The following is a 12,036-nucleotide window of genomic DNA, read 5'->3' on the forward strand; positions in this document are numbered from 1 at the left end:
ACACTTCAAAACGAAGTGTCTTTTTTCATTTTAGTGATATCCTTTAGCGGAGTCTTTATGAATTTTATTTTTAAATATGCTGTAGCTCCAAAGTTGGTAACCGATAACGATTGGTACCATGACCATTGCAACGAAGAACATAATTTTTAGGTTTAATTCACTACCTGCTGCGTTGTATAACGTTGTACTATACGCATCGTTAATACGAGATGGTAACATTCTTGGGAACATACCTGCAAAGCCAGTTGTCATAAACATTGCGATTGTTAAGCAAACGAATGTGAATGCAAGGCCGATTTTATGTTTGTACACCATAATTAGTGCGAGTACACTCATTAACATTGCGAGTATTGGAAGAATGAATAGTACAGGATATTCCGTGAAGTTTTGGAATAAGTTTGTACGGTTTGCAGTTGCTACATAGAAGATAGCTAAAATGATAGCAGCTGCCATTGAAAATGGTCGTGCGATTTTATAAGCACGATCAGATACTTCACCAGTCGTTTTAATCATAACCCAAAGGGCACCAGATACGACGAATATAGCAGTGAAGAAAAGACCGCCTAAAATACCGTAATGGTTTAGTAAGCTAAGTAAGTTTCCTTCATAACCGTTTTTTCCGATTTCTAGTCCGTAATATAGATTAGCGAATGTAACACCGAATAAGAAGGCGATTAAGAAACTACCGATTGTAAATGCCCACTTACAAGTTTTTTGCCAAATTGGTGAATCGTCTTTATGCATAAATTCGAGTCCAGCGGCACGGGCGAATAGTGCAAGTAATACTAAAAATAGTGGTGTATATAGGTAACTAAACATATTTGCATATGTGATTGGGAAGGCAGCAAATGTTGCGCCACCCGCTGTAATTAACCATACTTCATTACCACCCCAGAACGGGCCAATTGCTTCTTGTAATTGATTTCGTTCTTGTCGGTCTTTCGCAACGAACGGGAAAATCATCCCGTTACCAAGTGCATATCCGTCAAGAATGAAGTAAACTGTCCAAATCACACCCCATAAACCGAACCAGATGATTGCAAGTGTATCATGAGACATGAGCCGCACCTCCTTCAGCAGGTTCTTCTAATGCAGCAGGTCCTTTTTTCGCGAACTTCAGCATTAAGTATACGTCTGCGATTAAAAGTAAAGTGTAGAACAAGATTAAACTAATTAACGAGAACCAAATTTGTGGAACGGATATAGGTGATACAGACTCTGCTGTACGCATCAGTTTATATACTGTCCATGGTTGGCGACCTACTTCAGCGACAATCCAGCCAGCATTAATCGCAATGTATGGAAGTAAGACAGACCACATTGTAATTTTTAAATAACGTTTTGAGTTTTCTAGTTTTCCTTTTCGGTTTAAATAGAAACCGAACCAAGTTAATGCCATAAAGAACATACCAAGTGCAACCATTAAGCGGAAGCTATAGTAAACGAGGTTAACGTTTGGACGATCTTCTTTTGGAATATCTTTTAAACCAGTAATTTCGCCATCAAATGAGTTTGTATAGAAGAAACTTCCTAGTTTTGGAATAGTAAGGAATTCAAAGTTCTTTTCATTTTTCACATCAGGAATTTGAATGATTGAGAAGCCCTGTCCTTTGCCAGTTTCCCAAACTGCTTCCATTGCAGCTCCTTTTGCTGGTTGATATTTAGCTGCTGATACCCCTGATTGATGTCCCATAAATGGTGTAACAGTTGCTGCGAATAAGCCTAACATTAAACTAAACTTAAATGATTTTTTGAAGAATTCCACTTCATTTTTACGTAATAAGTGATAGGCACTAATTGCCATAACGAAGAAAGCACCAACGATATAACAACCAATTACAGTATGGAAGAACATATTCCAAGCATATGGATTTGTAACAAGTGCCCAGAAATCATTTAATTCAGCGCGGCCGTTACGTACTACGTAGCCAACAGGATTTTGCATGAAACCGTTCGCTGTAATGATCCAAAGGGCAGAAATATTTGTTCCAAGTGCGACCATCCACATACAGAAGGCACGGAACTTTGGTGAAATTTTGTCTTTACCGAATAACCATATCCCCATGAAGGTAGATTCTAAGAAGAAGGCAACAAGTGCTTCGATTGCGAGAGGTGATCCGAAAATATCTCCCATATATTTGGAGTACTCAGACCAGTTTGTTCCAAATTGGAATTCCATCGTAATCCCGGTTATAATCCCCATAACGAAGTTAATTGTAAATAATTTACCCCAGAAATTTGCCATTTTGCGGTATGTTGGATTCAATGTGCGGGCGTATTGAGTTTCCATACATGCTACTAAAATAACAAGTCCGATTGTCAAAGGTACAAATAAAAAGTGATAAAAAATAGTAATTGCAAATTGAAAACGACTCAGTAACAGAACGTCGGACATAATAAATACTCACTCCTTTTTACATTATCTACAATTAGTTTATAGTGAAAATAGGAGTAAGGTATGTGAGACTTGTTACAAAGCTGTGTGTATATTTTGAAAGAATTATGTCGGTTATCTGAAAATATATTGATTTTATAATAAAACAATATCCTTTTTGAGTTTTTCATATTTTGGTACACTATATATGTAGTGTAAATGAGAGAAAAGAGGGTTCTTTACTATGAAGTCATTAGAAGAGATTTTACAATACAATGAAAAGTTTGTTGAAGAGAAGAAATACGAAGAGTTTGTAGCAGGGAAATTTCCAAACAAGAAGATGGTAATTATCTCTTGTATGGATACACGTCTTGTTGAACTATTACCGAAAGCGATGAACATGCGTAACGGTGATGTGAAAATTATTAAAGTAGCAGGCGCTGTTATTTCACATCCATTCGGAAGTATTATGCGTAGTATTTTAGTTGCTGTATATGAGCTTGGTGCTGAAGAAGTATGTGTAGTTGGTCACCATGATTGTGGTATGGCAAAAATTCAAGCAAGCAGTACGATTGAGAAGATGAAAGAACGCGGTGTAACAGAGGAGAAACTAGATACACTTCGTTACTCTGGAATCGATTTAGAACAATTCCTGCGCGGCTTCTCTAGTGTAGAAGAAAGTGTAGAACATAGCGTATCAGTACTTCGCAACCATCCGTTACTTCCGGAAGAGGTACCTGTTCACGGTCTTGTTATAAACCCTGACACAGGAAAATTAGATTTAGTTGTGAATGGTTACGACAATTAAGAATTTACTTTGTCATCCTTTTTATCTGGGACAGGATCAAATCCTCCCGGGTGGAAAGGGTGACATTTTAATATACGCTTACAAGTAAGCCAAAATCCTTTGAGGGCACCGTGTTTTTGAAACGCTTCTAATCCGTAATGAGAACAAGTTGGATAAAAGCGGCAAGTTGGTGGTGTCATCGGAGAAATGAACTTTTGATAAAAGCGTATAATACCGATAAAAATCTGTTTCATAATGGTCTCCTTTTCAGCATAGTCTTAAAGTATTATAGCACGACCGTACATAATTCTTTACTAATGTCGATTTCCGTTATATCATATTGGATATAACGGAATTAAATTAAAAGCGGGAGAGATGTTGTATGCCATCAGTAGAAAGCTTTGAATTAGACCATACGATTGTAAAGGCGCCTTATGTAAGACATTGCGGAGTTCACAATGTAGGTAGTGACGGTATTGTAAATAAATTTGATATTCGTTTTTGCCAACCGAATAAACAAGCAATGAAGCCAGATGTTATTCATACGTTAGAACATTTATTAGCATTTAATTTACGTAAATATATTGATCGTTATCCGCATTTCGATATTATTGATATTTCACCGATGGGCTGCCAAACAGGATACTATCTTGTAGTAAGCGGAACACCGACAGTTCGAGAAATCATTGATTTATTAGAACTAACTTTAAAAGATGCGGTTCAAATTACAGAAATTCCAGCTGCAAATGAAACACAATGTGGCCAAGCGAAGCTTCATGACTTAGAAGGAGCAAAACGCTTAATGAACTTCTGGTTAAGCCAAGATAAAGATGAACTTGAGAAAGTGTTTGGATAAAAGGAAAACTGCCTGTGAAAGGGCAGTTTTTTTATTGTGTTTAAAAGCAAACATGCTCTTCTTTTTTTATAGAAAGAGTTAGTTACCTGGAGATAATAATTATAATAGCGACGATCAAAGTGAATACGCCAGAAAAGAAGGAGAGTGTACTATTTACTTTCTTTTGTTTCTGTTTTTCTTCTGCGCTTATGAGAAAGGCCATAATTGATAAGGCGATAAGCATATAGGGCATTGTAACAAGAGGTTTTGTAAATGTTCCATATAGAGCGAGAGAGATGACGATAAGAGCAGATATAATGCGAAATGTTTTTAGCATACAAATCTCCCCTTTTTTCAAAATTATCCTTTATTTTATTACGTGCTTGTAAATGCTAAATTGCCCAAAATTTCATTCTATACGTAGCGAAAGTAGTTTGATATGAGAACGAAGAACATAAGAATAGAAACGAAAAAAAACGGAATACTCATTGATTTTCGTCCGGATTTCAGTTCATTCATTCCTAGAAGAATAAAGGAACAACTGAGAATAAATTGTACGTATGGGAGAAGTGTCAAATTATCGGTAATAAGAGAATAAGTGCCCAGAAAGAGTATGAGAAGCATGAGAAGTGCTAAAAAAATCCGTAATCCAGTTAGCATTGTATAACCGCCTTTAAATAGATTATTTACCGGAATAGTTCTGACAAACTAAGAAATAAAGCACCAGCACCAGCGAGAAAAGCAAGTGTGCCACTAGAATTTCTATTTTTCTTTATCTCTTCTATACCTATAGTGAAGGCCATCAATCCTAAAGGGAGGAACATATAGGGCATAATATTTCTGTTGTCGCTGATAAAACTATAAATTGCTATAGATAAAGCGATAAGTGAAAAAGTAATTCGTACTCCTTTTAACATCAAGACCCTCCTTTTATTTTATATAGGTAATGATGAGAACAAGCCAAATGAAAGCACCAGCAATAATACAAATAAATCCGGTTCCTGAATCTTTCTTTTTTATTTGTTCAATTGCAATGAGAAACATTAAAGCTCCTAATAGAAATTGTGAAAGTGGTAGAAAATTATTTTGACCTGTATAGAGCCCGATTGCCGACATAATTATGACAGTGAGTGCGATTATGATGCGAAGTACACGAAGCGTATTATGAATTCTCCTTATTCTTTTTTGTATAAGGATTATCTTCTGGTTTATCAACGGAATGTTTGTAAGCATACCCTTTATTAATCGTCATGACGGAGAGTACTAGTACGATTAGGACGATTATAATACCGATAATTAATATTTTGAACATGAAACCCCTCCTTTTCTTTATTTTACATAATTTTGTAATTGATGAAAACAATAGAAATTAAAAGGATGAAAGAAGGGTGTTACATGGAGAATAAAAAAACATATTATATATCAGTTGGAAATGGTCAAATTTCACAAGTAAAGACGGCAGACACGTATAATTTTGAAATTTATGCAAATGACGAGGAGATTACAAAGTTAAGGGAGTACTTCGATCAAGCATATGTAGAGGATTTAGGTTCATTTGTACGCTCCCACGTTCCGTTTGTTGAGTATCATCACAATTCAAATAATGACCGATACGATGAACAACTACAAAAAGCATATAAAATGATTTACGATTTAGGAAATCATGAGACGAAAGAATTAGTCGCGCAAATGGGAATAATCAATGGATTATAATTGGATAATATTATGCAGAAAAGCGAGAATATGCTACAATTTGTGGTAGGAAAAACTTGTAACCATCAATAGGGGAGTAATGGCATGTACAAATTTAAAGATTATTACCACAATACTGTACAATTATCGTTTGAACGTTATCCATTTTCTCCTGAGCCAAAGCATGTTTGGGTTGTATGCCGGTACGGGGATCAATGGTTATTAACGCATCATTTACGTCGCGGTCTTGAATTTCCAGGTGGTAAGGTAGAACTAGGGGAAACACCGGAAGAAGCGGCGGTTCGAGAAGTTCATGAAGAAACCGGCGGCATAGTTTCTGATTTAACTTACTTAGGACAATACAAAGTATCTGGAAAAGACAAAATAATCATTAAAAACATTTATTTTGCAACAATTAGTGCGGTAGAAGCACATACGCATTACGAAGAAACGAAAGGATCTGTTTTATTAACAGACATTCCTGATAACATTAAAACGGATAGAAAATTTAGCTTTATAATGCGCGACGATGTACTGGCGCGCACGATGAAACATATAGAAGAAATCGGCTGTTTTACGAAGTAAAGTAGCCGGTTTCTTTTTTTGTATTCATGAAGCATTACATTTAATAGGGTTTCGTTATATCGGAGGCGTTCGGGAAATGAAGCCTCCTTTTACTATTGTCTTGTTTTAATCTCTGCCTCTAAAAACGAAAGAACCTCCAGTAAATCATCCACCATACGTGAATGTTCAAAATTACCCCAAAAAGAATCTTTTTTCCAAACGCCAAGAATTCCTACTTGTTCAGCGCCCATTACATCGTTCTCTGGATGATCTCCAACGTAAATACATTCTTCTGCTTTCACATTTAGCTTTTGTAAAGCTCGTTCGAAAATTTCAGGATGTGGTTTTTTAATTCCTTCAGCCTCTGAAATGAGAAGTGTATTTGTATACGTATGTATGTTTAAGGCACGAAGGTTGTTCATTTGAAAATCAGTAAATCCGTTTGTAATAATACCGATTTTTATATTTTGCTGAGTTAGTCGATGAAGTAATTCATGCATGTTTGAGAAAGGAATACAGTGATGTTGAAAGTTTGTAGTGTAGTCATGTAGCAGTTGCTCTTGTGTTAAAGTGGTAATGCCGTATTCGGAAAGGAGAGTAGCATATACTTTATCCTTCCACGTGTAGCCATTATTGTCGAGTTCAAGAAAACGAGAACAATATTCAGATTGTTCAATGTTCATAAAATGAAGGGAAAAGCGATTGTATTGGTCATAAATAAATTGCTCTAAAGATTGATGACGATCTAATAGTGTCCCATCTAAATCAAATAGCACCGCACGAATCATATGTAACCTCCTCAAAGTTTTTATAAATAATTATCGCATACTTGTTAAAAAATGATTATCATATTTTTGTAGACTGTAACGATGGAGGTTCAAATGAAAGAACTGTATGGAAAATTAGTTTGTTTTATAATTTCAATTGGTTTAGTCGCTGGATGTGATATGTCGGAGCAAACTTCGAAAAGAGAGAAGAAAGATGTGTGTGAAACGACAGAAGAATGTACAGAAATAGGCGATAAAGCGCTCCAAAAAGTATATAAAAAGATAGATGGACTTTCAGAACTTGAAGTACCAGAAGAGGATGTAACGGAACAACATACTACAAGTAATGATATGAAAAAAGCAGAGCAGAAAAAAGACGATGATGAAAGTTATTTCTTTTTAGCTTCTTATTATATTGATGGAGACGCAATTGTAGATCCTTATTTTGAAAAAATAGAACGGAAACGTTTAAATAAAGCATTCGCTGAAGATAAGGAAGCGAAAGAAGAGGTACTACAACAACGTCAAGATAGAGGGTACCATGAATCGTTATGGGAGATGTACAGTACTCTTATTCCAGCTCAGTATCGCACTGACATAAAAGAGTTTGACATGGTAACAGATGGATACGATGGAATCGTGGCTCATGTTATGCCAAGTATGGAGTATCCGAAAGAGTGGACTCTTAGTTTAGATACGCTTGATTCTGCGGTAAATATCGATGAAGTGATGAAAACATTAATTCATGAGACCGCGCACGTATTGACGCTCGGACATAAACAAATACCAGTGAATGAACAATACTTAAAGGATTTTGAAGAAGATAAAGATATTTCATCATATCAAAATAAATGTAAGTCTCTTTTCTTACAAGAAGGGTGTGCGAAGGAGAGTTCTTATATTAATCAATTCCATAATTCTTTCTGGAAACCAATTGAGCAAGAGTGGACAGAAAAGCAAGTGGAAGAAAGTGAAGAAGCTCAAATGCAGTTTTTCAAGGAGAAACAGGACGAGTTTGTATCTGAATACGGAACAACAAATGTAGCAGAGGATATTGCAGATACATTTACAGCGTTCATATTACAAGATTCAAAAAAGGTGAAAGAAGGATCAGAATTAAAATATAAAAAAATTGCGTTCTTCTATCAATTCCCAGAGCTTGTAAAAATGCGTGCAGAAGTGTTATCAGGGTTATATGATGTTTCGAAAACGATAGAACAACAAAGTGGGGATTAATACGGGGTATATGTTCATATATTTTTGAACGATTAAACGAAAACGCGAGGACATTTAGTTCTCTGCGTTTTTTTATGTTGATAAAATTGAAAATTCTGTCTTTTTACAAAAAGAAGAAGGAACTGATGCTTTAAAATAGAATTAGTATAAAAACGTCACAAATTAGACACAAATATAATGCGCGTGTTGTAGGGACTATAAGTTTACTCTCGAGGAGGTAATGAAACGTATGAAAACGATTCTTGCTGTTGCTGGTCTCATTTGGGTAATGTCTCACGGTTTTCCGATTTTTGAAGGGGAGCAAATTCGTAGTGCATTGGATAAAAAGTTTAATGATTATCATGTGATAGATCGAAAAGATAATGTCGTTACAGTACGTGTGAAAGATTGTTTCCATACAGTTACGGTTGCGGATGGAAACGTTACAAATGAAACAAAGATGTGTGATAAAAGGTAAAAGAAAGAAGCTGACTCTAGCGTATCGTTCTAAGTCAGCTTCTTTTTCGTTTTCCAATTAGAAGTTTTTCACATGCCTCTACAAACACATACATAAGTGTTGCGAGAACACATGTGAGTAGTACACTCAGTAAGACGAGTGTGAAGTTAAAGACTTGGAATCCATAGCTAATTAAATAGCCAAGCCCTTGTTTAGAAACGAGCAGCTCACCGAAAATAACACCGACCCATGATAATCCAACGTTCACTTTTAGTGTTGAAATAATTGCTGGGAAGGATGAAGGGAGAATAACGTGCTTATAGCATTGCCATTTATTTGCGCCAAATGTGTCCATGACCTTTATATAGTTGGAATCTACTTCTTGAAATGCGCTGTAAATAACGAGAATGGTAATGATGATGGAAATGATCACGCCCATTGCGATAGAAGATGAAATGTTTGGACCGAAAATAACAATGATGATCGGACCGAGTGCAACTTTTGGCATTGCATTTAGGACGACGAGATAAGGATCAAGCACGCGAGCGAGAAGTGGTATCCACCAAAGGAAAGTAGCGATAATCGCTCCGAGTACAGTTCCGAGAATAAAACCTACTCCGGTTTCAAGTAATGTCGTCCATATGTGAATCCAAAGTGAACCGTCAATCCATTTCGTTAAGAAGAGATCCCAAATGCTCGAAGGAGAGCTAAAGAGTAAAGGATCAATCCACTCTTTTTTACTAGCTATTTCCCATAGTGCAAAAAAGAGGATGAGCAGTAAAAGTTGTAAAGAACGTGCTAACCATGCGTGCTGTCGTTCTTTTTTTCGAAACTGTTCATGTAGTTGTTTTATATTATCCAAGGCGTTCCAACTCCTTCCATATTTCTTGGAAGAGGAGTGGGAAGTCATGGTGGTGGCGTGCTTCTAACGGCGATAGGGAACGAATACTTTCTGGGACGATGAACGTTTTTGCAATTTTTCCAGGGTTCGCTTGAAGTAAATAAATACGATCACTCATCGCGATTGCTTCTTCAATATCATGTGTCACAAGTAGTGATGTTTTCTTATAATTACGTAGTAATGTGAAGACGAGATCCTCTAGTTTCAACTTTGTTTGATAATCGAGGGCGGAAAATGGTTCATCCAGCAATAATATTTTCGGATCGGTCGCTAACGTTCGAACGAGTGCTGCACGTTGACGCATACCACCGGATAGTTCACGAGGATATTGCCTCTCTATATCATGCAGGCCGACTTGTTTTAAAAGTTTTAATGCGTGTTCTTTCGTATATTCGTCATAAACCTTTCGAACATGAAGCCCGAGCATAATATTTTCTTCAATTGTTTTCCAAGGAAACAAGTAATCTTGCTGGAGCATATAGCCCATTGATGAAGTTTTCGTTGTGATTGGTTCACCATCTAAAAATACGATACCTTCTATTGGATCAAGTAGCCCTGCGATGATGGAAAGGAGTGTTGTTTTTCCGCAACCACTCGGACCAAGGATTGAAATAAATTCTCCTTCTTCCACTTGCAAACTCATATCTTCAAGAATTAGTTTGGCATTTTTTTTTGCAAAAAAGCAGTGAGAAACGTTACGTATTTGTAAAAAGCTCATACACTTCGCCTCTATTTCTTAATAACGCTTTCGGCAATTTTTGTATTGACGAGCGCTTCATGTGGGACTTCTTTTTGTAATTCACCAGCTTCTTTCATAATGGTTTGAAGCTGTTTCCATTCTTCAGCATCTAATAGCGGATTTGTCGCATAAGAATGTTGTTTTTTATAACGTTCAATCACTTTTACTGAAATGTCTTTGGAAGTGTCTTTAAATAGCGGAGAAACGGCATCAGCGATTTCTTCTGGACTATGTGTATCAACCCATTGCTGCGCTTTATATAGTGCGCGTGTGAATTTTTCAGCAGCAGCTTTATCTTTCTTTAAGAAACTTTCTTTTGCCATGAACGTTGTATACGGAACAGTGCCAGATTCAGCTCCGAAAGACGCGACAATATAACCTTTTCCTTCTTTTTCAAATATACTTGCAGTCGGTTCAAAGAGCTGTACAAATTCTCCTGTACCAGATGCAAAGGCATTTGCAATATTAGCAAATTCGATATTTTGAATTAAGTTCGTATCTTTGTGAGGATCAATGCCATTTTTCTTTAAAACATATTCTCCAACCATTTGCGGCATGCCGCCTTTACGCTGTCCTAAAAACGTAACGCCTTTTACGTCATTCCAATTAAAAGAGTCTAATTTTTTACGGGAAACTAAAAATGTACCATCTGTTTGTGTAAGTTGTGCGAAGTTAATAACAGGATCTTTTGCTCCTTGTTGATGAACGTAAATAGATGTTTCAGAACCGACAAGAGCAACATCAATACCGCCAGATAATAGGGTAGTCATCGTTTTATCTCCGCCAGCTGTTGTTTGTAAATCAATATTTAATCCTTCATCTTTAAAAAATCCTTTTTCAATCCCGACATATAACGGGGCATAGAAGAGAGAATGGGTAACTTCGCCGATGCGAATGTTTTGAGTTTGTTCTTTCTTATTTTCTTTTGTGCTACTACAAGCAGCGAATGTGAAAAAAGTTAGTAACATGATGCAAAACACAGCCATTAATTTTTTCACTATATGGCACCTCCTAGAAATCAATCTACAAGCATGATATGTAGGTAAGTGCCCATATGTGAGGATAGATAGCAGGAATTTTTTGGGTGATAAAGAAGTACACATATAAGGGGTGATAAAATGGAATACGAATATGATGATAGCGTTCATTTACATCTTGATTATTTCGGAACTGAATGTGATATGGAATCGATTGCTTACAAGAGAAAGCATGAAGACGTATGGGATGTGTATTTTAATTTCGGAGTATATGGTATTCAGAAAAATGAGGTAGAGACAGGTAGGTTTATGGACGAATACGCCGGTTATTACGTTTTTTCTGTACATGCTCGTGATTTAAGCTGGGAATTTGGAAGTGCACAGTTTGAAGAATGGGTTTTGAAGAACCATATCGTAGAAAAAGCGCTGCAAAAATAGGAAGGAATTTCGTGATTGATTTTCTCATTCTATTGTTCATTTTTGTAGTCGGATTTTTCATCATGCAAGTGCTCATTTACCGATTTGCAAAGAAAAATATTCATAAATACAAAGAAATGAAATGGATTCATATTTGGTTAGATATGCACATGAAAAAGGGTCCGAGATTAGATTTTTTTGATTTTGTATTTATGGTACTCGTATGTATCATATGGAAAGTATGGATGTATTCTCTTATATAATGAATGTGCGAATGTCTGTTAGAATGAAAAGAACCTGTCAGTGTTGAC

At 36.3% G+C, this 12,036-nt stretch carries 19 protein-coding genes; 8 read left to right on the plus strand and 11 right to left on the minus strand.

Features of this window, described 5'->3' with window-relative positions:
- Nucleotides 1–30: 30 nt before the first annotated feature.
- A complete protein-coding gene (cydB, locus tag MR065_RS02525) occupies nucleotides 31–1,059 on the minus strand; it encodes a cytochrome d ubiquinol oxidase subunit II (protein WP_098269426.1) in 1,029 nt (342 codons plus the stop codon).
- Nucleotides 1,049–2,395, minus strand: a complete 1,347-nt coding sequence (cydA, locus tag MR065_RS02530; RefSeq protein ID WP_242212350.1) for a cytochrome ubiquinol oxidase subunit I — start codon at nucleotides 2,393–2,395, stop codon at nucleotides 1,049–1,051. Before cydA ends, cydB begins: the two co-directional genes overlap by 11 nt.
- A 223-nt stretch (nucleotides 2,396–2,618) precedes the next feature.
- Here cydA and MR065_RS02535 point away from each other — a divergent pair, with 223 nt between their 5' ends.
- Nucleotides 2,619–3,182: a beta-class carbonic anhydrase gene (locus tag MR065_RS02535; protein ID WP_000838165.1), complete on the plus strand. Its 564-nt coding sequence runs from the start codon at nucleotides 2,619–2,621 to the stop codon at nucleotides 3,180–3,182.
- Here MR065_RS02535 and yidD read toward each other — a convergent pair.
- On the minus strand, nucleotides 3,179–3,415 hold the full coding sequence (gene yidD, locus MR065_RS02540) for a membrane protein insertion efficiency factor YidD (protein WP_000809334.1): 237 nt from the start codon (nucleotides 3,413–3,415) through the stop codon (nucleotides 3,179–3,181). The two genes, MR065_RS02535 and yidD, sit on opposite strands and share 4 nt — an antisense overlap.
- Nucleotides 3,416–3,543: 128 nt before the next feature.
- Between yidD and luxS the strand changes: the two genes are divergently transcribed.
- Complete coding sequence (gene luxS / locus MR065_RS02545) at nucleotides 3,544–4,017, plus strand: S-ribosylhomocysteine lyase LuxS (protein ID WP_001141369.1); 474 nt, start codon at nucleotides 3,544–3,546, stop codon at nucleotides 4,015–4,017.
- A gap of 82 nt (nucleotides 4,018–4,099) precedes the next feature.
- Here the strand turns inward: luxS and MR065_RS02550 are convergent, their stop codons facing one another.
- The 4 genes from MR065_RS02550 to ytzI all read right to left on the minus strand — a co-directional run bounded on the left by MR065_RS02550 (nucleotide 4,100) and on the right by ytzI (nucleotide 5,308).
- Nucleotides 4,100–4,333 carry a DUF3953 domain-containing protein gene (locus MR065_RS02550; RefSeq protein ID WP_242212351.1) on the minus strand — a complete coding sequence of 78 codons (234 nt, stop codon included), beginning with the start codon at nucleotides 4,331–4,333 and terminating at the stop codon, nucleotides 4,100–4,102.
- A 349-nt stretch (nucleotides 4,334–4,682) separates the two neighbouring features.
- Nucleotides 4,683–4,913, minus strand: coding sequence for a YczI family protein (locus MR065_RS02555; RefSeq protein WP_242212353.1), 231 nt, complete (start codon nucleotides 4,911–4,913; stop codon nucleotides 4,683–4,685).
- Between the two features lie 13 nt (nucleotides 4,914–4,926).
- Nucleotides 4,927–5,112, minus strand: coding sequence for a YczI family protein (locus MR065_RS02560; protein WP_242212354.1), 186 nt, complete (start codon nucleotides 5,110–5,112; stop codon nucleotides 4,927–4,929).
- Between the two features lie 46 nt (nucleotides 5,113–5,158).
- Nucleotides 5,159–5,308: a YtzI protein gene (ytzI, locus tag MR065_RS02565; protein ID WP_242212356.1), complete on the minus strand. Its 150-nt coding sequence runs from the start codon at nucleotides 5,306–5,308 to the stop codon at nucleotides 5,159–5,161.
- 83 nt (nucleotides 5,309–5,391) lie between these two features.
- Between ytzI and MR065_RS02570 the strand changes: the two genes are divergently transcribed.
- Complete coding sequence (locus MR065_RS02570) at nucleotides 5,392–5,709, plus strand: hydrolase (protein ID WP_097904712.1); 318 nt, start codon at nucleotides 5,392–5,394, stop codon at nucleotides 5,707–5,709.
- An 84-nt stretch (nucleotides 5,710–5,793) separates the two neighbouring features.
- Nucleotides 5,794–6,273 (plus strand): antimutator 8-oxo-(dGTP/GTP)ase, encoded by a 480-nt coding sequence (gene mutTA, locus MR065_RS02575; RefSeq protein WP_000276383.1) that lies wholly within the window; start codon nucleotides 5,794–5,796, stop codon nucleotides 6,271–6,273.
- Nucleotides 6,274–6,365: 92 nt separating this feature from the next.
- Here the strand turns inward: mutTA and MR065_RS02580 are convergent, their stop codons facing one another.
- On the minus strand, nucleotides 6,366–7,040 hold the full coding sequence (locus MR065_RS02580) for an HAD family hydrolase (protein WP_242212357.1): 675 nt from the start codon (nucleotides 7,038–7,040) through the stop codon (nucleotides 6,366–6,368).
- Nucleotides 7,041–7,133: 93 nt separating this feature from the next.
- Between MR065_RS02580 and MR065_RS02585 the strand changes: the two genes are divergently transcribed.
- Both MR065_RS02585 and MR065_RS02590 read left to right on the plus strand, forming a co-directional pair.
- Nucleotides 7,134–8,255, plus strand: coding sequence for a recombinase family protein (locus MR065_RS02585; protein ID WP_242212358.1), 1,122 nt, complete (start codon nucleotides 7,134–7,136; stop codon nucleotides 8,253–8,255).
- 229 nt (nucleotides 8,256–8,484) lie between these two features.
- Nucleotides 8,485–8,712: a hypothetical protein gene (locus MR065_RS02590; protein WP_242212361.1), complete on the plus strand. Its 228-nt coding sequence runs from the start codon at nucleotides 8,485–8,487 to the stop codon at nucleotides 8,710–8,712.
- Nucleotides 8,713–8,746: 34 nt separating this feature from the next.
- On the opposite strand, the gene MR065_RS02595 is transcribed toward MR065_RS02590, so the two are convergent.
- From MR065_RS02595 to MR065_RS02605, 3 genes are read right to left on the minus strand one after another with little or no spacing between them, the layout of a single operon-like run.
- Nucleotides 8,747–9,553, minus strand: coding sequence for an ABC transporter permease (locus tag MR065_RS02595; protein ID WP_242212362.1), 807 nt, complete (start codon nucleotides 9,551–9,553; stop codon nucleotides 8,747–8,749).
- Nucleotides 9,546–10,310, minus strand: coding sequence for an ABC transporter ATP-binding protein (locus tag MR065_RS02600; protein WP_097904706.1), 765 nt, complete (start codon nucleotides 10,308–10,310; stop codon nucleotides 9,546–9,548). The genes MR065_RS02595 and MR065_RS02600 overlap by 8 nt, the downstream gene beginning before the upstream one ends.
- Nucleotides 10,311–10,321: 11 nt before the next feature.
- Nucleotides 10,322–11,329, minus strand: coding sequence for an ABC transporter substrate-binding protein (locus tag MR065_RS02605; RefSeq protein WP_242212364.1), 1,008 nt, complete (start codon nucleotides 11,327–11,329; stop codon nucleotides 10,322–10,324).
- Nucleotides 11,330–11,449: 120 nt separating this feature from the next.
- Here MR065_RS02605 and MR065_RS02610 point away from each other — a divergent pair, with 120 nt between their 5' ends.
- Both MR065_RS02610 and MR065_RS02615 read left to right on the plus strand, forming a co-directional pair.
- Nucleotides 11,450–11,746, plus strand: coding sequence for a DUF3986 family protein (locus MR065_RS02610; RefSeq protein WP_098269416.1), 297 nt, complete (start codon nucleotides 11,450–11,452; stop codon nucleotides 11,744–11,746).
- A gap of 11 nt (nucleotides 11,747–11,757) precedes the next feature.
- Complete coding sequence (locus MR065_RS02615) at nucleotides 11,758–11,988, plus strand: hypothetical protein (protein ID WP_242212365.1); 231 nt, start codon at nucleotides 11,758–11,760, stop codon at nucleotides 11,986–11,988.
- Nucleotides 11,989–12,036: the final 48 nt, after the last annotated feature.

Source organism: Bacillus cereus group sp. BfR-BA-01383 (assembly GCF_022663495.1).
Taxonomy (GTDB): Bacteria; Bacillota; Bacilli; order Bacillales; family Bacillaceae_G; genus Bacillus_A; species Bacillus_A cereus_AU.